Here is a 21,746-nt window from a genome sequence, read left to right as displayed (position 1 = left end):
TTATATAATTTTTATTTCTAGTATGCATTTTAATTATAGCACATTTTCTAAACGGTATTGTACTTTTATCTTAAATTTTAGTATTATAACTACATGAAGATAAGGAAATAAAAATAAGAAAATGAAGGAGATTATATATGAAAAACTAAAAATTTAAATTCCTTACTGATTTATGATATAATTGTATTATTATAAAATCATGGAATGGAGTTTAACTATGAATAAAGAAAGATTGGCAGCTTTTATGGATGCCATACTTGCAATTATTATGACAATTCTTATATTAGAACTGAAAAAACCTGAAACAGCAACTTTAAAAGCACTTTGGAATCTGAGAGTAGATTTTTTTGCATATACGCTTTCATTTTTCTGGCTTGGAACAATGTGGGTAAATCTGCATAATGAATGGCATAAAATAAAATATATTACACCGTCAATTGTCTGGGTAAATGTAGTAATACTTTTCTTTTCTTCATTTTTTCCATATGTAACTTCTTTTGTAACTTCATATTATAACAGTAGTGTAGCACAAGGATTTTATGGGATAATAGTTCTAGCTGTTACATTCTGCAATATAATTTCGTTGTATCTGATAGAAAAGGTGAATAAACATGATAAAGAATTGCAGGAATCATTAAAAACAATGATAAGATGGATAAAAGTTGATATAAGTATAAAAATAATTGGGTTAATAATATCGTGTATATTTTATCCGCCAGCAATGATGATAAGTGTTTATATTACTTTATTTGGAGTTGCATTTCCGGAACAGTATAAGGCAATAAAAAGAAGAAGGGGAAAATAGAAAAAGTAAATAAAAATTGTCATTCTGTACTGCACCCAAAATCTTGGACACAAGATTGGAGGTGCAGTTTTTATGAGCAAATTAACAAGAAAAGATAAAATTGAAATATATGAAAGAAAAAATTGCAAAAACAAATGCATTAAGACAGCTTGATAAACAAAAGATTCCATATATTAATTCACACTTATGAGTGGAGTGAGGATAAAAGTGGAGGGCTTGGTGTTGCTGAGAAGTTGCCTGAACTAGCGGATAGAGTTTTTAAGACAATTGTTTTGAAAGGGAAAAGTAAAAATTTGTATGTGTGTGTAATTCATGGAGAAGCACATTTGGATTTGAAAAAAGTAGCAAAGGCCTGCAAAGAGAAAAATATTGATTTATTGCCACTTTCATAACTAGAAAAAGAAACAGGATATATTCTTGGAGGGTGTTCTCCTGTAGGAATGAAAAAACTGTTTAAAACTTTTTTTGACAAGGAAGTTGAAAAATTTGATAAAATAATGGTTTCGGCTGGCAGACGAGGACTGCAGATGGAAGTGGAAACAGAAAAACTAGTTGAAGTTGTGAAGGGGAATGTTGTGGATTTGACGATGGAAGAGATTTAAGCTATAATGGGTATAATATAAAATATTGAAACGAAGGAGTTGAAAAATTATGATTGATGTAAATAAGCCATTGGAAAATCCTGTGTTAAAAGAATTGTTTAGTAGAATAGGAAAAAATCAGAAAAGTGATTTAGAATTACAAAATAAAATTTTAGATGAAATTATAATGAGAGCTTATTTTTTAAGTTATGTATTTTTTGATAAACCTATTGAAACTGATGAAACTGGAAAAGGAACTGTTAAAGAAGATTCAAATGTATCTTTCTATATGATTTCTTCGTCTGATGGAAAACAATTTTATCCAGCATTTACTGACTGGGAAGAATTGAATAAGTGGAATATCGGCATTGATAAAATACAGACACTTATTTTGTCTTTTGATGATTATGCAGAAATGGTATTGCTAAATCCAGATATAGAAGGTTTTGTTATTAATCCATTTACTACATCATTTACCTTTACAAGAGAACAACTTAAAATTTTGAAAAAGGAAAAGGAAGAAAGACTTAAGGTCGTTGAAACAAAAGTAGAAAAGGACACACCTGTAATGATTGGAGAAGCGAAAGAATATCCTGAAGACATGCTTGAAGCATTAAAAAGTGCTTGTAAATTAGATAAAAATATTAAAAGAACATGGTTAATGCTCATGTATAAAGAGAGACAGGAGAGTTATCTATTAGTTATTGACAGTATGGGAAATGAAAAAGAAAGTATAGAATTTATAGGAAGAAAAATAACTCCATACTTGAATGGAAAATATATTGATATGTTTTCATATAAAGATAGTTTTGGAAAAGATGTTGTTAAAGATAAAAAGCCATTTTATGAAAAGAAAAACTCGATATAATAAAAAATAGGAAAAAGAAGAAAATAACTATACCAAAGCAGTTTCAGGATTTTTTAAAGAGCATTGGGATGTCAATGGAAAATATACTTGAAAAAGCAGGAATTCCTAATATTTTATGGAAAGAGGAAATTCAGTTTTCTACTGAGGAATATTATTTGTTTTTAAAGGAAATTGATGAAGTTATTACAGATGAACAGATTTTAGTAATTAGTAATGTAGATAATTTGAATATGTTTATTCCTTTGTTTTTTGCGGCACTTTCCTCTAAAAATGGACTTGAAGGTATAAAAAGGCTGGCAAAATATAAAAAACTGATAGAGCCTGTATTTCTGGAAATTAAAGAATTTGAAGAAATGGTTCAAGTACAGTATTTTTTTGAACAAAGAGAAAAGGAATTACCATGTTTTGCAGTCTTGAATGAACAGCTTATGTTGATAAATTTATTGAATAAAGGAATTGGTAAGAGAATATCTCCAGTAAGTGTTACAAGTCCTTTTGAATATGGTGAATTATTGACAAAAGAGATAAACGCTATGATAAATAAAGCAAAACAAAATGAAGTCATTTTCAGCATGAAAGATTTGAAAAAGCCATTTTTGACAGCAAACAACATAATGGTGGAGTATCTGGAGCCACAATTAAAACAGAAACTGGCAGAAAAAGAAAGTGAAACTCTTGAAACTTTTACTGACAGGGTTCAGAAAAAACTTTGTCAGCTTATTCCAAGTGGACAGTCTAGCCTTGAAAATGTTGTGGAAGAATTTGGGATAAGTGCTCGAACAGTTCAAAGAAATCTGGATGTAGAAAATATAAAATTTAACCAGGTAGTTAAAAATGTTCAAAAAATAATGACCCTTAATTATTTAGAATCAAAAGAACTTTCAATAGAGGAAATAGCCTATTTGGTAGGATATACTGAAACTTCTTCATTTTATCGTGCATTTAAAGGATGGATAGGGAAAACAGTATTGCAGTATAGAAAAGAAAAAGAATAAATATTAAAATACGTCATAAATTTGGCGTATTTTTTTCGTTGCAAAATGAAACGAAAAATGGAACGAAAATCTTTTCGTTGCAAAAGTGATAAAAATGAAGTATAATTAATTTGTAAAAATATTGTTTTAAGTAGATTATATAAATGGAGGGTTTATATGAGAAAAGATTATGAAGCAATTAAAATAGAAAACGAAAAATTAGAATTTAAGTTTTTAGAAAAGAAAATGAAAGAGGTAGTAGGAATAAAAGAACTGAACCTGGATATACTAAAAACATTGAATTTATATGAAAATAAAAAATTTAATATAGCTGCTGAACTTTTTGCAGACAATAATAATAGAAAATTTTCTGGAATTGATATAGTAGTTTTAGGTGAAAATATAAATAAAATATTATTAAGGGAAAATATTGAAAGAAAATCCATACTTGAACAATATTCTGACGCAATCAGTACATTTGAAAGATATTATGAATATGAAGAAATAGTGGGAGCTGAGCGTGTAACAAAAGAAAAAATTTCAAAAGAAGCTTTCAGGGAATCTGTTGCAAATGCAATAGTTCATAGATTGTGGGATATAAATGCGAATATAAAAATAGTAATGTCAAATGATAAAATTGAGATTATATCGCCAGGAAGTTTACCTCCAGGAATGTCAGAAGATGAATATATGAGAGGCTATGTTTCAGTTTTGAGAAATCCCATAATAGCAAATATTTTTTATAGACTAGGAATAATTGAAAAATTTGGAACAGGAATAAAAAGAATAAAATATGAATACAGGGAAAATTTTGTAAAACCGTCTTTTGAAATATATGAAAATAGCGTAAGAATAACTTTACCAATAATTGAAACAGTTCCAAGTAATTTAGTCAATGGGGAAGTAAAAGTTTTTGAAATTCTTAAGAAGCGTGAAAAATTAAGTAGAAAAGAAATCGAAGAATTAAGTGGCTATAATAAATCAAAAGTTATAAGATCAATAAATGGTCTAATTGAAAAAAGTATTGTTGAACAGTTGGGAAAAGGACGTTCTGTAAAATATCAATTAAAGAAATAAGAGAAAATTATTTTTTCGTTGCAGAAGTATAAATCGTATTGATTTTTTTCAAAAAGACTATACTATAATATAGAGGTGGTTTTAATGATAGTTACAAATTATTCGAGTCTGAGAAAGGATTTGAAAAAATATTGTGACAAAGTTATTGATGATTGAGAAGCAATAATCATAACAAGAAAAAACGATAAAAATGTAGTACTGATGAGTTTAATAGTTTGATAGAAAATCTTTACATCATGTCAAATAAGAAATACTGCAATAAACTGTTAAAAAGAAAAGAGAAAGCGGAGAATATACAAATGCATGGTATAATTGAAGTAGAATAATGAATTCGGATGAGAGGAATAAAAATGGAGCTGTCCTGTTATGAAAAAAATAGTGAGTCATCTCTATTTTGAAACAGGAAATGAATACAGGGAATAATTATATCAAAAATTAACAGCTACAGAACATATTATATGGATAGATAATCCTAAAGTTCTTGGAATTTATGAAACAAGATATTATTTTGATTCTAATGGAAAAATTGTAAGATATGTAGATGAAAAAGGAAATATTCACGAAAATGATTCACAGATGAGAGAAGAAGATGAAGAGATTAGGAGATTTAAATTGAATTTTTTAGGAAATAGGTTATAAGTTTAAAATAAAAGTGATATTAGCTTAAAATTTGTAATATCACTTTATAGGGTGTGTACAAAATTTTTGGTGCAGTATACTTATTTTTTCTTATATTTATTTCCATATTCGTTCATTAAATCAAAAATGGGTTTTAGTTCACTACCTTTCTTTGTAAGAGAATATTCTACTTTTGGTGGAACAACTGGATATACTTTTCTTACAACTATTCCATCACTTTCAAGTTGTCTTAAATTTTCAGTTAAAACTTTTGCACTGATTCCGACTATAGATTTTGTTAATTCATTATATCTTTTTGTACCAGTTAATAAATCCCTCAATATTAGTATTTTCCATTTATTAGCTATCATTGAAGCAGTATATTCAACTGGACATTCTGTATATATTTTTCTCATAAAATCACCTCTTGTATTCATTATATCATCATATGATACTTTAAGTAAGTACAAAAAAAGAGCTGTCTCAAAATTTTAAAATTTTAAATAATTCAAAAATACAGCTCCCACATTATTTTTAAATTTTCTTTTTGAGACAAACCCTATTAATATATAATACCATCATTTTCAGTATATGAAGTTAATGAATTTTCCTTTACTTGAACACATACATAGCTGATACCTTCATCATCTGCGGCTGCAAATTGTCTTTTACCATTAGGGGATATTTTAATTACATTTCCTTTTTTTATTTTAACAACTTCACCATCAATTGTCAGAGTACCTTTACCCTCTGTAATTATATATATTTCCTCATTTTCTTTATGCGAATGAACAAATGGTACGCTTACACCTGCAGGTAAACTGTTAAAACTTACTTCCGCTCCTGTTAATCCTAATGTTTGATGGAATTCTGTTCTTGCTCCATCCGCAATTCCTATTGAATAATTTTTCATATATGATTCCTCCTTTTCTTTTATGTGTTTATTTTATAACATAATGAAACAAATGGCAAGAATGCACTTTTTTGTTATATAGTTACCTTTTGGTATAAATTGTGGAAATATAGAGGAAAATGATAGGATAAATTTTAAAAATAGCTCTATACACAAATTATATAATATATTACGACATATAAAAAATGGAACGAAAAGCTTTTCGTTGCAAAAATATTATAAAAAAGCTATTTCATAAAATAACTCTTATGAGATAGCTTTTAATTCAATAAAATTTATTTTAAAAAATTTCAAATCTTACAATTCTCTAAATTTTTTATACATCTTGATTCACTTTCGGAATACTCTTCATTTCCCCTTTCAAAACAATCACAGATACAACAAAAGCTATGAAATCTGCTATTGGAAATGCGAACATAATTCCATCAATACCCATAAAATATGGTAAAATTATTAGTAATGGTAAAAGTGATATAATTTGTCTTACAAGTGACAAAAAAGCTCCTTTTGAGGCCCTTCCAATTGATGTTAAAAACATTGTAATAGCACCTTGAATACCATTTAGGAATATGAAGAATAAAAATACTCGCATATATTTTGTTCCGTATTGAAAGTAGAGTTTGCTTCCGTTACCGAAGACAGAAATTATTTGAACAGGGAAAAGTTCAGCGATTGCAAATGCTACTAAAGAAATAATAAAAGCCACTTTTAGAGATAATTTTAAAATTTCTCGAACCCTTGCAAATTTTTTTGCTCCATAATTAAATCCAGCAATAGGCTGAGCTCCTTGCGTCAATCCCAATAAAATCGCTATAAATATGACATTTATTTTCATAACAATTCCAGCAACGGCAATAGGAATTTCACTTCCATAAATAGATTTCGCACCATAAATTTTCAATAAATTATTTGTCACAATTTGAACAATTAGTGCAGAACATTGGAAAATCAAAGGCGATGTTCCCAACATAAACAAAATCCAAATTTCTCGTATTTTTATCTTAAAATCCTTCAATTCAAATTTTACACTTTTAAATCTAAAAAAATATAATCCTAGCATAATTGCTGAGATAAATTGCCCAATTACAGTCGCCCAAGCAGCACCGTCCATTCCCATATTAAATCCAAACATAAACAGCGGATCAAGAATCGTATTTGTAATAGCTCCAATAACTATCGCAAGCATTGAATAAAAAGAATTTCCATCAGCTCTAACCATAGGATTTGCTCCTATTGAGAATAATAAAAACGGTATTCCAAGAGATGTAATTTGAGTATATTCAATCGCATAATCAAAAATTTGATTAGTAGCCCCAAAGGCCGTCAACATTGGTCTTAAAAAAATATTAATTAATATACACAAAATAATACCACTTAAAAGTAACATTGTAGCCGCAGTTCCAGCCACGCTTTTTGCCCTTTTTGGACGCTTCCTTCCCAATTCCAAATTAAAGTTAGTCGCAGCTCCAACTCCAGTCATAAGCCCAATCGCAAGACAAATCGTCGTAAGCGGAAAAGCCACATTCGTAGCCGCATTCCCAAGAAACCCAATTTTTTGCCCAATAAAAATCTGATCCACAACATTGTAAAGAGCATTAACCAAGTTAGCAATGATAGCAGGAACCGCAAGTGAAATCAACAGTTTTCCAACAGGTTCTGTACCAAATTTAGTTTTTCGTTCATTTATTGCTTTCGTTTTTCCCATTTTTCCTTCCTTTCCAAAATTTTTAAATATGATAAAATTCTCTCTAATAAAAAGAGAAAAAATTTTTTGTAACAAGAAAACTGAGAAAAAATCCCAGTTTTAAGCCATCATATTAGTATGGTAAAAAATAATATCTTATGAGTATTTTACTACATTTGGTAAAGGGTTTCAAATTTTTTTATTTACATAAATTGCAATATTAACTGTAAATACAATTATAAAAACCCCAAGTTTATAAAATTAATTATAACTTGGGATTTTTTTTATCATTTTTATATAACAATCTCTTATTATTGAGATACAGTTCCTATATTTTCAATTATTCACCTGTAATAGTTCCGTATTCAAGAGCACAAAATCTAACTTTATCAGATTTTATAGTAGCTCTAAATGGTGTTGGATCTCCTTTTTTAGATATTCTAGTTTTAGCAATTGCATTCCCAATTTCATTATGTTCGCTATCATAACATGGTATAGTAAGAGTTACATTTTGTGTTGTATTTTCTGGAGAGCTTTTATAAATTAATGTTCCATTGATAATTACTATTCCATTTTGTTGACTAATTTTTGCATTTTTATATTCAAAAACTCCTATTGAAGAATCAATATAGTCTGTTTCACCGTTTATTTTTTCTTTAATAGAATCTTTTATTAGTGATGGTGCTAATAATAATAGTGATGGTGGTGCCATAACTGTTGCTGCTATTCCACTGGCAGTGGGACCACAAGATGATAATAATGCTAAAATTCCAGTTAATAGAATTAATTTTTTCATAAATTTACTCCTTTTAATGCTTTATTAAGATAATGTATCTTTGATTAACGTTATAGCATAAAAGACAAACTATTTCAAGAAAAAATATACTTTAAATTTCAAATGAATCTAATAATAAATTATACTTTTTTTAAATATTCATTAATCAAAATTTTTCAATAATTTTATGGAATTTATATAATTGAAAGAAGACTTCACTCAGTTGAATGTTTTTATTTTTGAGGTGAAGTTGTTTCTGTGCCTGGAGTATCTGAGTTTTTACCTTCTTTAGTCGTAATAACTGATTTTTCAGGATAGCAAAATCTTACATCATTACTTTTTAAAGTAGCATTAAAATTCCAATGTTCATTTTCTTTTAATGTTTTAGTTGTAGCTATTGCATCTCCAATTTTGTTATGATCCTTATCTTCACATGGAATGGCAAGAGTAACATCTTCATGCAATTTTTTATAGTTTTTCAATGTACCACTAACGATAATTGTTCCATCTTTTTGAGCAATTCTTGTATTTGTATATTCAAAATGGTCATTACCGTATTCTGTGGAATTATCTATAGTTTTAGTTTGGTGTTCGATAATTGGTGAAAGAATACCGGTAGCCACTAAACCTACTGGTAAACCTGCAGTTAATGCTACAGGAACAACTACCGCTTTAACTACACCACCTGCTGTTTGACAAGACGATAATAACGCAAAAATACCAATTGATAAAATTAATTTTTTCATAAATTTACTCCTTTTAATTCTTTATTAAGATAATGTATCTTTATTAACGTTATAGCATAAAAGACAAACTATTTCAAGAAAAAATAGACTTTAAATTTTAAATAAACCTAATAACAAATTATACTTTTTTTTAATATTTTTTAATAATTTTTTATAACATTCTTATGAAAGCATAAAAATTAAAGCAATAAATACTTTTTACACATCAATAAAACAGAATTTTTTATCTGTATAAAATTGAAAAAAGATTTCAATTATGGTATAATACAATGTAAATTTATAATAAAAGTGAGGAGAATTTTATGAATCAAACAGTATTTTTAATTGTTTATATAATCTTTATAATGGCACTATTGATTTTGCCTTCATATTTGTCGAATAAAAAGAAAAAGAAAGCTTTTGATGAAATGATGGATGGATTAAAAGTGGGAGATAAGATTATTACAACTGGAGGAATTCACGCTACAGTTGTTAATATTTTAACTGAAACAGTAGAAGTAAAAATAGACAAAAATGCAAGAATGACTATTTCAAAATCATCTATTTCATCAGTTGTAAAATAAAAAGTAGTGATGTGGTAAATTTTATTCTTAGATTAATTGAAATGTAATCTAAGAATGAAATTGTATCACATTAAAAATTAAGAAATATTAAAAAGGGAAATGTTGGGAAAGAATAAAAAGGAGGAGAAATGAAAAAAATTATAGCGGTAATGTTGCTTATGATGAGTACGTTTATGTTTGCGGAAACATTGGAAAAAGTAACATACGGAAATGGTGTTTATACAGGTACATTTAAAGAAAATACGAATAAATTGCCAAATGCAAGTATTCTAGTTAATGGTTCAGAAAAGATTTTAAGATTAGATTATGATGATGTAGATTTGGGAAGAGGCGTTGGTCAAGGGTCGGCTAACGTGTATGACCAATTTGTTAATAGAATTGATACTTCACAAAATGGAGGAAAATCATCAATTTTATTTTATTTGAAGTCTCAAACAGAGTATAAAATCTTGAGTAAAGGGAAAGAAATTGAGATAACATTCAGTAACCCAAATGCAGGAGCAACAACAAATACAGTAGTTGTAGGAAATAATGCGAATAGAGGAACAACAAATAATAATTACTCGACACAATCTTACAACAACAATAATTATCAAAATAATAATAACTATAATACTAATAGAAATACTTATAGTAACAGTAGTAATGACACATATACAAACAATAATTACAACACTAATGCTAATAGAAACACTTACAGCAATAGTAATAACAATACTTACACTAATAATAATTACAACAGTAATACTTATAACAATGTTAACAAAAATTATACAAACAATCCAAATACAAATGTATATACTCCAGCACCAACTAGAACTGGAAACAAAAAATATACAATTATAGTCGATCCAGGACATGGTGGACATGATTCTGGTGCAGTAGCAAATGGATACAGAGAAAAAGATATTGCCTTAGAAGTTGCAAAAAGATTAGCTAGAAATCTAAGTGCAGATTATAATGTAATTACAACAAGAGATTCAGATTATTTTGTAACATTGGATGAAAGACCAGCAATTGGAAATAGAGTAAATGCAGATTTTTTTATAAGTATTCACTTAAATTCAGGAGGTAGTTCAGCTAATGGAGCAGAAGTTTATTATTATAGTAAAACAGGATCAAGCGATTACGCTTCAGAAGTAGCTAAATTTGAAAATAGAGTAGATGAAAGTTATGGAAGTTCACCTTTTTCTGATTATGTTTTAAAAGATATATTCTATAAAGTAAATCAAGAAAAAAGTGCTGCAATTGCTGAATCGGTATTGGATGGAATTATAAATGTGACAGGATTAAGAAGAAGAGGAGTTAAGGGAGCTAACTTTGCTGTATTAAGAGGAAGTAACTCACCAGCAATTCTTGCAGAGATAGGATTTATTTCAAATTATTCTGATTTATCAAAATATCTTACTCCAGAAGGTCAAGAAAATGTAGCAAGTGCAATTGCTGATGCGATTAGAAGACATTTTAGATAGAAAGTTTTAAGAAGGAGAAATTTATGGAAAAAGGGAAAAAAGCAAAAAATGTACAAATGCCAAAGAAAAAAAGTTTTTTTAGGGAAAATTTTTCTATAATAATTCTAATTTTACTTTCTGGAATGTCGATAGCAATTAATTATTATGATAAAGAAAATTCTGAAATGATAAATGTTGAAGTAGATAAAAATTTAGTAAAAGCATCATCTAATAATGCTCAACAAAAAATAAATATATTCATTTATAATCCATCAAATAAAATGGTTGAAGAAAAGGAAGCTTATATTCCGAAACAGAAGAATTTGGTGGAAGGAGATTATATTAATGAAGTTATCAAAGATACAAATTTTTTAACTAAAAACATGAAATTCATGAGTGCCTATACTTTGAGAATTGATGGAGAAAATACTACAATAGTTAAATTAAATTCAGAATTTACAGGATTGAGATCAAATCAAGCGTTATTTAATGGATTTGCACAATCAGTATCAAATACGATTTTGAAAAATTTTAGTAATATTAAAAAGGTTATAATTCAAATAGATGGAGAAGCAATTATTCAATAGTTGCTTTTTCTTTTTATCATAATAAAAAATTATAATAGAAAAAAGTGAAATTTTTATTTGGTATATTGAAATAATATGAGATTTTAGATAAAATAGTAAATAGGAAAAGTATAAAATTGTTAATGTATCATGAAAAAAACTTATTAAAAAGGAGATAAAAATGAGTAATATAAATATCGAAAAAATAAAAACAAATGTAAGAAAATATCTTGATGAAAAAAGATATAATCATGTAGTAAGAGTGGCAGAATGTGCTGTGGAATTGGCAAAAATTTATAATGTGAATGTGGAAAAAGTGGAGGCTTCGGCGTATTTACATGATGTGGCTAAATTTTTTGATTTATCAGAAATGATAGATTTGATTAAAGGGAAATATCCAGAAGTATCAGATGAATTATCTAAAACAACTGCAATTTTACACGGTTTTGCGGGAGCTGAATTTGTGAGAAATAATTTCGATTTATTTGGAATTGACGATGAGGAAATTTTGGATGGAGTGAAATATCATACAATTGGAAGTCCAAAAATGTCGACTTTGGCTAAAATTGTGTATTTGTCAGATGCGATTGAAGCGGCGAGAACATGGGAAGGCGTGGATGAAGCACGTGAATTAGCGAAAACAGATTTGGATGCAGCAATAAAATTTGAAATTAATGAAAAATTGAAATATTTATTGGGGAAAGATTCTATAATTCATCCAAACATAATATTATTTAGAAATGCGATAATTGCAAATCAATAGAAAAATAGGTGAAAAAATGAAAATAGAAAAAGAGTTAAAATATTTGAAACAAGTGTTGCAAGAGTATGAATTTACGTTTCAGGAAATTTTGCAATTAATGGATTGGAGTCCAAAAAAACGTAAATTGTATAAGCAGATTGTGAATGCTTGGGAAGAAAATGGAGAAATTTATTTAAAGAGAAATGGGAAATATACGCTGCCAGAAAAAGCTGGATTACTAAAAGGTGAAATTTCTATTGCAAATGGGAGTTTTGGATTTTTAGATGTTCAAGGTGAAAAAAGTGTATTTATTCCTGGGCCTTTTTTAAATACAGCGATGGACGGAGACACTGTTATTGTTAGAGTTTTGAAGGAAAATGTTCAAGGTGACAGAAAAAGAGAAGGGGAAGTTCTTCAAGTTGTAAAAAGAAATCGTGAAGTTGTCGTTGGGATTTTTGAGCATAATATGAGTTTTGGGTTTGTGCGAGTAAAAAATTCGAGAAAAGATATTTACATTTCCAAGAAAAAGATAAAAGGTGCGAAAACTGGGGATTTGGTTGCGGTAAAAGTGTATTTTTGGGGAGATGATACGAGAAAACCTGAAGGAGAAGTGGTTAGCATTTTAGGTGATCCTCAAGATACGGAAGCATTAATTTCTTCATTGTTAATAAGTGAAGGGATTCAAGAGAAATTTCCTGGAGAAGTTTTGAAGGAATTGGATAGCTTGGATGAAGATTTATCGTCTGAAATTCCGAATAGAAGGGATTTGAGAGATCTTGATATTATTACGATTGATGGAGCTGATGCGAAAGATTTGGATGATGCAGTTTATGTTGAAAAAACAGAGGATGGATATAAGCTGATTGTAAGTATTGCGGATGTTTCGTATTATGTTAAAGAGGGAACTGAATTGGATAATGAAGCCTTGAAGAGAGGGAACTCGATTTATCTGGTGGATAGAGTTATTCCGATGTTGCCGAGAAAATTGTCTAATAATTTGTGTTCGTTGAATCCAGATGAGGATAAAATGACTTTTTCTGTGGAAATTGATTTTGATGAAAAAGGGAAAGTTTTAAAAAATGATTTTTATAAATCAGTTATAAAATCGAAATTTAGAATGACTTACGATGGTGTAAATCAAATTTATGATTACATTGATAATCGAGAAAAAACTGATTTGAGTGAAAAAGAAATCGAAAAATTAGAAGAAAATAAAAAAGTTTTTGAAAAATATGAAAAAATTGTGCCAATGTTGCAGGAAATGTTGAAATTGTCACACATAATTAGAGGTACGAAAAAACGTCGTGGAAGTATTGATTTTGAATTACCAGAGATAAAAGTTGTTCTTGATCAAAATAAATTGGTTAAGGATATTGTTTTGCGTTCTCGTGGTGAGGCAGAAAGATTGATTGAAGATTTCATGGTTGCAGCGAATGAAGTTGTGGCGGAAAAATTGTTTTGGGAAGAAATTCCAGCGATATACAGAGTTCATGAAGATCCAGACAAAGAAAAATTAAAAGCATTAAATGAAACGCTTGTAAAATTTGGTTTCTCAATAAAAAATCTTGATGAAATTCATCCAGGGAAATTTCAAACGATTATTGATAGAACGACGGGATTGCCAGAAGGATATTTGATTCATAAATTGATTTTGAGAGCAATGCAAAGAGCAAGATATGCAAATAAAAATTTGGGACACTTTGGATTGGCGTCGAAATATTACTTGCATTTTACGTCACCGATAAGAAGGTACTCGGATTTGGTCGTTCATAGAATGCTTGGAAGATCGCTTGAAAAATTCATTAATGATAAGGATAAAAGTAAATATTTTGGAGAATTTGACGTTGTCGCTTCAGCAATTTCACGAACAGAAAGAGTCGCTGACAAATTAGAAGAAGATAGTGTAAAAATTAAATTAATCGAATATATGCAAGATAAAATCGGTAAAACATACATCGCAAGACTTAGTGGAATGAATAAAAATAAAGTGTTTATGGAATTGGAAAATCACATTGAAGTCGTGTATAATGTAAATGTTACGAGAGATCATTTTGTATACGATGAAGAAAATTTTAAAATAATTAACACAAATACAAACGAAACTTATACAATGGGAAATACAATAAAAGTAGTGGTTACAGGTGCTTCGTATGAAAAAATGGAAATAGAAGTAATTCCTTATGAGGAAGAAATTTTGAAAATTGAAGATGACGGAGACAAAGAATAATTTATAAAAAATTGAATTAAAAATGACTGAAAAGGAGGAAAAAATGCCAGTATTAGCTAGAAACAAAAAGGCTTTTCATGATTATTTTATCGAAGATAAACTTGAAGCGGGAATTGAACTCGTTGGGACAGAAGTGAAATCTGTGAAGGCTGGGAAAGTGAGCATAAAAGAGAGTTTTATCAGAATAATAAAAAATGAAATTTTTGCAATGAATATGCATATTACGCCATATGAATTTGGGAATATTAATAATGTTTCTGAATCGAGAGTACGAAAATTATTGCTAAATAGAAGAGAAATTGAAAAATGGGGATCAAAAATTAAAGAGCAAGGATATACGATTGTGCCACTTTCAGTTTATACAAAACAGAGATTAGTGAAAATGGAAATTGGACTTGCTAAAGGTAAAAAATTACACGATAAGAGAGAATCATTGAAACAAAAAGATCAAGAGCGAGATATGAAAAAATATCAAAAAAGTTTCACTCGATAATTTTTGTAAGAATTGATTTTGGATAAATTAACTTTGAAACAAAAGTTGTTGAAAACCTTGTTTTACCTAGTTTTAATAGGTTCTTATAAGTTGAAAAATTGTAAAATATTATTTTAGGCTTTACTTTGAATGTATTTAGTGATAAAATAGTGAAGAAATAAGTTTTGATTTATATAAATCAAATAAAATTTTTAAAATGGTTAAATTTAATCTTTTATGTATAAAAAGAAAAGGGATTTTTAATTTGTAGAAAAAAAGAAAGGAAAGGTTTTTTTAAAATGAAATTAGATTTTAGTTACAAATTTTCAAAAAATTTCTTCGGTGAACACGAAGTAGAACAAATCAAACCATATGTAGAATTGGCAAATGAAGTATTAGTATCAGGAAAAGGAGCTGGAAATGACTTCTTGGGGTGGACAACATTGCCATTAGATTATGACAAAGAAGAATTTGCTAGAATAAAAAAAGCAGCAGAAAAAATAAAAAATGATTCAGAAGTATTAATCGTTATTGGAATTGGTGGTTCTTATTTAGGAGCAAAAGCTGCAATTGAATTTTTATCACACAGTTTTTATAATAATTTACCAAAAGATAAAAGAAAAACTCCAGAAGTTTATTTTGCTGGAACAAATATGAGCGGTGTTTATTTACAACACTTAATTGATGTAGTTGGAGATAGAGATTTCTCAGTAAATGTTATTTCTAAATCAGGAACAACAACTGAACCAGCAATTGCCTTCAGAGTATTCAAAAAAATGTTAGAAGAAAAATATGGAAAAGAAGAAGCTAGTAAAAGAATTTATGCAACTACTGATAAAGCAAAAGGTGCATTAAAAACATTAGCTGACACAGAAAAATATGAAACATTTGTTGTACCTGACAATGTTGGAGGAAGATTCTCAGTTTTAACACCAGTTGGATTATTACCAATTGCTGCAGCTGGAATTAACATTGATGAATTAATGCAAGGAGCGGCTGATGCAGTAAAAGATTTTTCTAGCAAAAAATTAGAAGAAAATAAAGCATTGCAATATGCAGCAGTTAGAAACATTTTATTGAGAAAAGGTAAAAATGTAGAAATTATGGTTAACTATGAACCAAGATTACATTATTTCTCTGAATGGTGGAAACAATTATTTGGAGAATCAGAAGGAAAAGATTTCAAAGGATTATATCCTTCATCAGCTGATTTTTCTGCAGATTTACACTCTTTAGGTCAATATATTCAACAAGGACAAAGAATGTTTATCGAAACAGTTGTTTCAATTGATAAACCAGAAGTTGAATTTGAAATTGAAAAAGATGAAGAAAACTTAGATGGATTGAATTTTGTTGCAGGAAAAACTTTAGATTATGTAAACAAAAAAGCAAGAGACGGAGTTATTTTAGCACACGTTGACGGTGGAGTACCTAATTTAACAGTAAATATTCCTGAAGCAACACCTTATCATTTAGGATATGCATTCTACTTCTTTGAAAAAGCATGTGGAGTAAGTGGATACGTTTTAGGTGTAAATCCATTCGATCAACCAGGAGTTGAAGCGTACAAGAAAAATATGTTCGCATTATTAGGAAAACCTGGATACGAAGAAGAAGGTAAAAAATTAGAAGAAAAATTAAATTCTATAAAATAGTAAAAAATAGTTAAATATATATAATAAAAAATCTTGAATATATTTTCAAGATTTTTTTTTAAAAAATTAAATAAATTTATGTAAAAAAATAATAATAGTTCACTTTTTTGAAAAAAAGTTGTAAAATAGTGTTAGAAGGAAAAAAGTAAACAAATCCAATGCAAAAAATTTTACAAAAATAAAATAAGAAAGGGAAAATTTATGACAAAAGAAAATTTGTGGAAAAATTATTCTGAAAAGAAAAAAGAAGAAATTTTCGATTTTGCTGAGGGATATAAGAAATATTTAGATTCGGCAAAGACTGAGAGAGAATTTGTTGTAGTGACAGAAGAAGAATTAAAGAAAAATAATTTTGTTAATATAAATGAAAAAAGCGATTTAAAAGCAGGTGACAAAATTTATTTTAATAATCGAGACAAAAATCTTGTGGCAGTTATCATTGGTAAGGAAGATATTAAAAATGGGATTAATATGGTTGTTTCTCATTTGGATTCACCAAGATTAGATTTGAAGCCACATCCAATTCAAGAAACAGAAGAATTTGCGTTATTAAATACGCATTATTACGGTGGAATAAAAAAATATCAATGGGCGTCAACGCCTTTAGCTTTACATGGTGTAGTTTATTTAAAAGATAATACGAAAGTAGTTTTGGCGATTGGAGAAAAAGAAGAAGATCCAGTTTTTTGCATTCCAGATATTTTGCCACATTTATCTTACAAAGTGCAAGATGATAGAAAGGCACGAGAAGTAATTAAAGGTGAAGAATTAAAATTATTATTTGGAAATACACCAGTAAAAGATGAAAATATTGAAAAAAAAGTTAAGCAGTGGGTTTTAGATAAATTAAAAGAAGAATATGGTATCGAGGAAGATGATTTTTTTGCGGCTGAATTAGAAGTCGTACCAGCAGGGAAATTAAGAGATGTAGGTCTTGACCAAACAATGATTGGAGGATACGGTCAAGATGATAGAATTTGTGCATATACATCATTAAAAGCATTATACGAAATAGAGAATCCTGAAAAAACAGTAATGGTTTATTTGACTGATAAAGAAGAAATTGGAAGTGAAGGGTCGACAAGTTTGAAAACTACATTGCCAGAATATGTTGTTGGGAAAATTTTGTCGTTAACAGAAAAAAATTATAATGACCAAATGTTAAGAGAAACTTTATGGAATTCAAAAGCGTTATCATCAGATGTAACAGCAGCTATAAATCCTGTATTTTCGTCAGTTCATGATCCAGAAAATGTAGCAAGATTGTCTTATGGATTAGCTTTTGCAAAATATACAGGTTCAAGAGGAAAAGTAGGTGCAAGTGATGCTGATGCAGAGATTATGCAAGAAATAAGACAAGCATTTGAAAAAAATGAAGTTGCATATCAAGTTGGAGGATTCAACAAAACAGATGAAGGTGGCGGTGGAACTGTCGCAAAATTTTTGGCGTACTATGGAATAAGAACTGTAGATGCAGGGCCAGCACTTATCTCAATGCATTCGTTATTTGAAATTTCTTCAAAGGCAGATTTATACGAAACATACCGAGCATATAAAGTGTTTTTTGGAATAAAATAGTATTTGGATTGTTTTAAATATAAATTTATGCAAGAGAAAATGAGAAATAAGTGATTGTAAAAAATTAAAAAGATTTACAATCAATTAAATTACATGGAAAGATAAGGGAGAAAAATGAATTTATTAGATTACAAAATAATCATTTACAGAAATAATAAATTTTATAAAGAAGAAAATTTTACTTCATTTGATGGAGTCAGATATTTTTATAAATGGAGTGACGTTGAGTCAGGAAGTTATTATTTTGAAATAAGTTATCAAGATGAAATTATAAAATCAGTTACCTACAACCATACATCGCCTTTTGCTACTGTTTTTGAAGCAAGGGTAGAATTAACAGGAAGACCAAAAGCAATAACAGGATTCCAAGCAGGAATTGATATTTTAGTAGAATATTATCCAGAAAGAGAAAAATTCATTTTATCAAAAACAAAATTTTTCAGAACGAAAGTGGATATAAAAAAATATGGCTTGAAAGATGTTGAAAAAGTTGAAGTTGCAAGTGAAGAAACAGGGTGGAGACCAATAAGTGAACCTGTGAAAAAGCTGTCAGATACAATTTATGAAATAACAATGATCCCTGGAAATGGTGTTTATGAGTATAAATATGTAATTGATGGAAAATGGTATCCTGAAGGAGAAAATTTGAAATTAATTCTTGGAGAAAGAGGAGAATTATTCCCAAAAGGATATATGGGTGATGGAAAATTTGTTTATGATACGAAAGAAAAAGAAAGCGATTTAAAGGCAATTGTTCATGATTATAAAAGTTTGAAATATTTTAATAAGATATCAGACAGAGACTATGAATTTAAAATAAGAACACAAATTGAAGATGTGGAAAGAGCCTACATAAGTATTGTTTTATCAGAAGAAGATAGCTATGAAATGATTTATGAGCTAGAAAGATTTAGTGATAAAACAAATAGTTTTGACTATTTCCAAAGAATAGTAGATTGTGGTAGAAAAGTAGATAAAATCATGTATTATTTTATTTTGGAAGATGGTGGAAAGAAAGTTTACTTTAATGGAAAATTACATGAAGAAAAACCAGAAAGAATGGTTATCAAAACAACTAGAGAAGATATTCAAATTTTTGATGTTCCAGATTGGTCAAAAGAAGCCATTTGGTATAATCTTTTCCCAGATAGATTCTACAATGGGAATCACTACAATGATGCCATTTTCAATGAATTTGGACCAGAAGAATTTAGTATAAATGAATTACATGAAAATAAATTTATCGAAAAATATAAATGGGAAAAATTAAATAATGTCTATGGAAAATTTGATAGAAATAGATGGACTTCTGATTTCTCTGATAGAACTGATTGGGAAAAAGCTGGAGAGAAAAAAGTTGATTATAGCTTGAAATATGCGAGAATGTACGGAGGAGATATTCAAGGTATCAAAGAAAAAATTCCTTATTTAAAAGAATTGGGAATAAACGCAATATGGTTAAACCCAGTATTTTTCTCATACCAAAATCATAAATATGGTGCAAATGATTTCAGACATATTTCACCAGACTTTGGTACAATCAGAACAAGTGGTGAAAAATACGATGTAAAAGTTAATAAATCCAATAAATACAACAATAAAACATACATCGACGTTCTAGGAAAACAAGCAATTAATAACAGTGAATTAAAATTATTAGAAGTTAACTTAAAAGGTGAAAATAAAGGTAAAAATGGTTATGGTGAAACTGAAGATCCAGAAACTTGGGTTTGGACAGAATCTGATTTAATTATGGTTGATTTTATAAAAGAATTACATAAAAATGGAATAAGAGTAATTTTTGATGGAGTTTTCAATCATAGTAGTGACAGACACTGGACATTCAATATGGTGTTAGCTGATGGAGAAACTTCTCAATATAAAGATTGGTATAAAATTAAAGATTTTACAAATCATATTCCTGTGACAGACGATTTGTCAGATGAAGAAGCATATGATTTGATTATGAAAAATAAAAAACGTTTAATTTATAACGCTTGGGGAGGATTTAATTCGTTACCAGAATTCAATACTTTCAATGAACAATATAAGGATTATATCTTTAATATTACAAGAAAATGGATGTATGGACCTGATGGAAAAGAAAGTAAAAACTGGATGGAAGATGATGGAATAGACGGATGGAGACTAGATGTACCAAACTGTCTTGAAAATCAAAATTTCTGGAATGAATGGCGACAAGTCGTTAAAGGATGCAAACAAGAAGCCTATATTACAGCAGAATTGTGGGGAAATGCTTCAAATGATATTAATTATGGTAATAAATTTGATACAGTTATGAACTACGAATGGCTAAAAACTGTTATCGGATATTTTATAAATCACAGTAGAGAAGGTGGAGAAAGATACAAATTAAAAGCAACTGATTTCTTCAATGAATTGAGAGAAAAACGTTCATGGTATCCATATCAATCTCTACAAGCATCACAAAATTTAAATGGTTCACACGATACAGATAGACTATATTCAAGAATTGTAAATGATATTTTAGGTAGAAACTTAGAAGAAGGAAAACAATTAGAAAAAGGTTATAACTCAATAAGACCAGACCTAGCTTCTAACTATCATCCAAATACATCAATTGACTGGATAAATAGCAAAATAAAACCAAAAGATGTATTAAAATTAATATCAATTTTCCAAATGACATATATTGGAGCACCGATGTTATATTACGGTGATGAAGTGGGAATGTGGGGAGCTACTGACCCTTATTGTAGAAAACCAATGCTTTGGAAAGAATTTATGTATGATGAAGAAAAAAATCCATCATTCTTGAATAAAGAAGAAAGATATGAGCAAAAAGTAGACGAAGACTTATTATTCTGGTACAAAAAATTAATAAAAATTCGTAGAAAAAACAGAGTGCTAGTATATGGTAAATTCAAAGAATTATTAGCAGATGATCAAAGAGACATTATAGCTTATGAACGTAAAAATGAAGACCGTTCAATAATAACAGTTATAAATAATTCATTCAATGACTATAAAGATATCGAATTTTTAACTGATTATCCAGGAGAAAGATTCCTAGATTTAATTTCAGAAAAATTTGTAAAAGTTAGCATGAATGGAAAAATTAATATTAGTCTAAAAGCTAAACAAGGTGTAATATTGAAACGTTGGAATTATTAGAAACTAAAATTTTAGGGAGTGAGTCAAGTTGCTCACTTCTCTATTACAATTACAATTGTTATTTCAAAAAATATATTATATAAATATTAACTATATAAAAGATATATAATTTATATAATAAAATTTCGATAATTTTAACAAAAACTCAATAAAGACCTTGACATAATGGCTTAAATAGTATAAAATAAGTAAGTTATAACTCATAAACTAAATCTTCAGAAAATATGTAAAAAAACATATTTTTTAGTAAATTTAGAGTAAATCGCTATACTTATAAATGGGTATACATTATGCC

General features: G+C 28.5%; 18 protein-coding genes and 1 pseudogene. 14 read left to right on the top strand and 5 right to left on the bottom strand.

Going from position 1 to position 21,746, the window contains the following annotated elements; genetic code table 11:
* Positions 1-217: 217 nt before the first annotated feature.
* From J4863_RS08370 to J4863_RS08350, 5 genes and pseudogenes are all read left to right on the top strand, one after another.
* Positions 218-805, top strand: coding sequence for a TMEM175 family protein (locus J4863_RS08370; RefSeq protein ID WP_211618284.1), 588 nt, complete (start codon positions 218-220; stop codon positions 803-805).
* A gap of 149 nt (positions 806-954) precedes the next feature.
* A pseudogene (locus J4863_RS08365) lies at positions 955-1,407 on the top strand (aminoacyl-tRNA deacylase).
* A 49-nt stretch (positions 1,408-1,456) separates the two neighbouring features.
* Positions 1,457-2,254, top strand: coding sequence for an enhanced serine sensitivity protein SseB C-terminal domain-containing protein (locus tag J4863_RS08360; RefSeq protein WP_211618283.1), 798 nt, complete (start codon positions 1,457-1,459; stop codon positions 2,252-2,254).
* Positions 2,255-2,328: 74 nt separating this feature from the next.
* Positions 2,329-3,249, top strand: a complete 921-nt coding sequence (locus J4863_RS08355) for an AraC family transcriptional regulator (protein ID WP_249111517.1) — start codon at positions 2,329-2,331, stop codon at positions 3,247-3,249.
* Between the two features lie 156 nt (positions 3,250-3,405).
* A complete protein-coding gene (locus J4863_RS08350; protein ID WP_211618281.1) occupies positions 3,406-4,305 on the top strand; it encodes an ATP-binding protein in 900 nt (299 codons plus the stop codon).
* Between the two features lie 719 nt (positions 4,306-5,024).
* On the opposite strand, the gene J4863_RS08345 is transcribed toward J4863_RS08350, so the two are convergent.
* The 5 genes from J4863_RS08345 to J4863_RS08325 all read right to left on the bottom strand — a co-directional run bounded on the left by J4863_RS08345 (position 5,025) and on the right by J4863_RS08325 (position 9,041).
* A complete protein-coding gene (locus J4863_RS08345) occupies positions 5,025-5,339 on the bottom strand; it encodes a helix-turn-helix domain-containing protein (RefSeq protein WP_018497710.1) in 315 nt (104 codons plus the stop codon).
* Positions 5,340-5,485: 146 nt separating this feature from the next.
* Positions 5,486-5,836: a cupin domain-containing protein gene (locus J4863_RS08340; RefSeq protein WP_094080280.1), complete on the bottom strand. Its 351-nt coding sequence runs from the start codon at positions 5,834-5,836 to the stop codon at positions 5,486-5,488.
* 316 nt (positions 5,837-6,152) lie between these two features.
* Positions 6,153-7,541 (bottom strand): MATE family efflux transporter, encoded by a 1,389-nt coding sequence (locus J4863_RS08335; RefSeq protein ID WP_147003477.1) that lies wholly within the window; start codon positions 7,539-7,541, stop codon positions 6,153-6,155.
* A 319-nt stretch (positions 7,542-7,860) separates the two neighbouring features.
* Positions 7,861-8,316: an FxLYD domain-containing protein gene (locus J4863_RS08330; protein ID WP_211618280.1), complete on the bottom strand. Its 456-nt coding sequence runs from the start codon at positions 8,314-8,316 to the stop codon at positions 7,861-7,863.
* Between the two features lie 212 nt (positions 8,317-8,528).
* Entirely contained in the window at positions 8,529-9,041 is a 513-nt protein-coding gene (locus tag J4863_RS08325) for an FxLYD domain-containing protein (protein ID WP_211618279.1), read from the bottom strand.
* 302 nt (positions 9,042-9,343) lie between these two features.
* Here J4863_RS08325 and yajC point away from each other — a divergent pair, with 302 nt between their 5' ends.
* From yajC to J4863_RS08280, 9 genes are all read left to right on the top strand, one after another.
* Positions 9,344-9,604, top strand: coding sequence for a preprotein translocase subunit YajC (gene yajC, locus J4863_RS08320; protein ID WP_211618278.1), 261 nt, complete (start codon positions 9,344-9,346; stop codon positions 9,602-9,604).
* Positions 9,605-9,732: 128 nt separating this feature from the next.
* Positions 9,733-11,076 carry an N-acetylmuramoyl-L-alanine amidase gene (locus J4863_RS08315; RefSeq protein WP_249111516.1) on the top strand — a complete coding sequence of 448 codons (1,344 nt, stop codon included), beginning with the start codon at positions 9,733-9,735 and terminating at the stop codon, positions 11,074-11,076.
* A gap of 23 nt (positions 11,077-11,099) precedes the next feature.
* A complete protein-coding gene (locus J4863_RS08310) occupies positions 11,100-11,642 on the top strand; it encodes a GerMN domain-containing protein (RefSeq protein ID WP_211618277.1) in 543 nt (180 codons plus the stop codon).
* Between the two features lie 160 nt (positions 11,643-11,802).
* Positions 11,803-12,384 carry a bis(5'-nucleosyl)-tetraphosphatase (symmetrical) YqeK gene (yqeK, locus tag J4863_RS08305; RefSeq protein WP_249111515.1) on the top strand — a complete coding sequence of 194 codons (582 nt, stop codon included), beginning with the start codon at positions 11,803-11,805 and terminating at the stop codon, positions 12,382-12,384.
* A gap of 16 nt (positions 12,385-12,400) precedes the next feature.
* Positions 12,401-14,590: a ribonuclease R gene (rnr, locus tag J4863_RS08300; protein WP_211618276.1), complete on the top strand. Its 2,190-nt coding sequence runs from the start codon at positions 12,401-12,403 to the stop codon at positions 14,588-14,590.
* A gap of 22 nt (positions 14,591-14,612) precedes the next feature.
* Positions 14,613-15,083, top strand: a complete 471-nt coding sequence (gene smpB / locus J4863_RS08295) for an SsrA-binding protein SmpB (protein ID WP_211618275.1) — start codon at positions 14,613-14,615, stop codon at positions 15,081-15,083.
* A 278-nt stretch (positions 15,084-15,361) separates the two neighbouring features.
* The gene (locus J4863_RS08290) at positions 15,362-16,717 is read left to right on the top strand and encodes a glucose-6-phosphate isomerase (RefSeq protein ID WP_211618274.1); all 1,356 of its coding nucleotides are present in this window, start codon (positions 15,362-15,364) and stop codon (positions 16,715-16,717) included.
* A gap of 201 nt (positions 16,718-16,918) precedes the next feature.
* Positions 16,919-18,295: an aminopeptidase gene (locus tag J4863_RS08285; RefSeq protein ID WP_211618273.1), complete on the top strand. Its 1,377-nt coding sequence runs from the start codon at positions 16,919-16,921 to the stop codon at positions 18,293-18,295.
* Between the two features lie 114 nt (positions 18,296-18,409).
* Positions 18,410-21,451, top strand: coding sequence for an alpha-amylase family glycosyl hydrolase (locus J4863_RS08280; RefSeq protein ID WP_211618272.1), 3,042 nt, complete (start codon positions 18,410-18,412; stop codon positions 21,449-21,451).
* The last annotated feature ends 295 nt before the right edge of the window (positions 21,452-21,746 follow it).

It is taken from the genome of Leptotrichia sp. oral taxon 221 (assembly GCF_018128245.1).
Lineage (GTDB): Bacteria > Fusobacteriota > Fusobacteriia > Fusobacteriales > Leptotrichiaceae > JABCPH02.
Note: the sequence above shows the minus strand (reverse complement) of the source record. Positions and strands in the feature narration are given on the sequence as shown.

Bases quoted from the DNA above. Each gene is read 5' to 3' on its own strand.
- J4863_RS08280 (WP_211618272.1), top strand. From the start codon at position 18,410: ATGAATTTATTAGATTACAAAATAATCATTTACAGAAATAATAAATTT.
- J4863_RS08370 (WP_211618284.1), top strand. From the start codon at position 218: ATGAATAAAGAAAGATTGGCAGCTTTTATGGATGCCATACTTGCAATT.
- J4863_RS08315 (WP_249111516.1), top strand. From the start codon at position 9,733: ATGAAAAAAATTATAGCGGTAATGTTGCTTATGATGAGTACGTTTATG.
- smpB (WP_211618275.1), top strand. From the start codon at position 14,613: ATGACTGAAAAGGAGGAAAAAATGCCAGTATTAGCTAGAAACAAAAAG.
- yqeK (WP_249111515.1), top strand. From the start codon at position 11,803: ATGAGTAATATAAATATCGAAAAAATAAAAACAAATGTAAGAAAATAT.
- yajC (WP_211618278.1), top strand. From the start codon at position 9,344: ATGAATCAAACAGTATTTTTAATTGTTTATATAATCTTTATAATGGCA.
- J4863_RS08325 (WP_211618279.1), bottom strand. From the start codon at position 9,041: ATGAAAAAATTAATTTTATCAATTGGTATTTTTGCGTTATTATCGTCT.
- J4863_RS08350 (WP_211618281.1), top strand. From the start codon at position 3,406: ATGAGAAAAGATTATGAAGCAATTAAAATAGAAAACGAAAAATTAGAA.
- J4863_RS08335 (WP_147003477.1), bottom strand. From the start codon at position 7,541: ATGGGAAAAACGAAAGCAATAAATGAACGAAAAACTAAATTTGGTACA.
- rnr (WP_211618276.1), top strand. From the start codon at position 12,401: ATGAAAATAGAAAAAGAGTTAAAATATTTGAAACAAGTGTTGCAAGAG.
- J4863_RS08355 (WP_249111517.1), top strand. From the start codon at position 2,329: ATGGAAAATATACTTGAAAAAGCAGGAATTCCTAATATTTTATGGAAA.
- J4863_RS08345 (WP_018497710.1), bottom strand. From the start codon at position 5,339: ATGAGAAAAATATATACAGAATGTCCAGTTGAATATACTGCTTCAATG.
- J4863_RS08290 (WP_211618274.1), top strand. From the start codon at position 15,362: ATGAAATTAGATTTTAGTTACAAATTTTCAAAAAATTTCTTCGGTGAA.
- J4863_RS08310 (WP_211618277.1), top strand. From the start codon at position 11,100: ATGGAAAAAGGGAAAAAAGCAAAAAATGTACAAATGCCAAAGAAAAAA.
- J4863_RS08360 (WP_211618283.1), top strand. From the start codon at position 1,457: ATGATTGATGTAAATAAGCCATTGGAAAATCCTGTGTTAAAAGAATTG.
- J4863_RS08330 (WP_211618280.1), bottom strand. From the start codon at position 8,316: ATGAAAAAATTAATTCTATTAACTGGAATTTTAGCATTATTATCATCT.
- J4863_RS08285 (WP_211618273.1), top strand. From the start codon at position 16,919: ATGACAAAAGAAAATTTGTGGAAAAATTATTCTGAAAAGAAAAAAGAA.
- J4863_RS08340 (WP_094080280.1), bottom strand. From the start codon at position 5,836: ATGAAAAATTATTCAATAGGAATTGCGGATGGAGCAAGAACAGAATTC.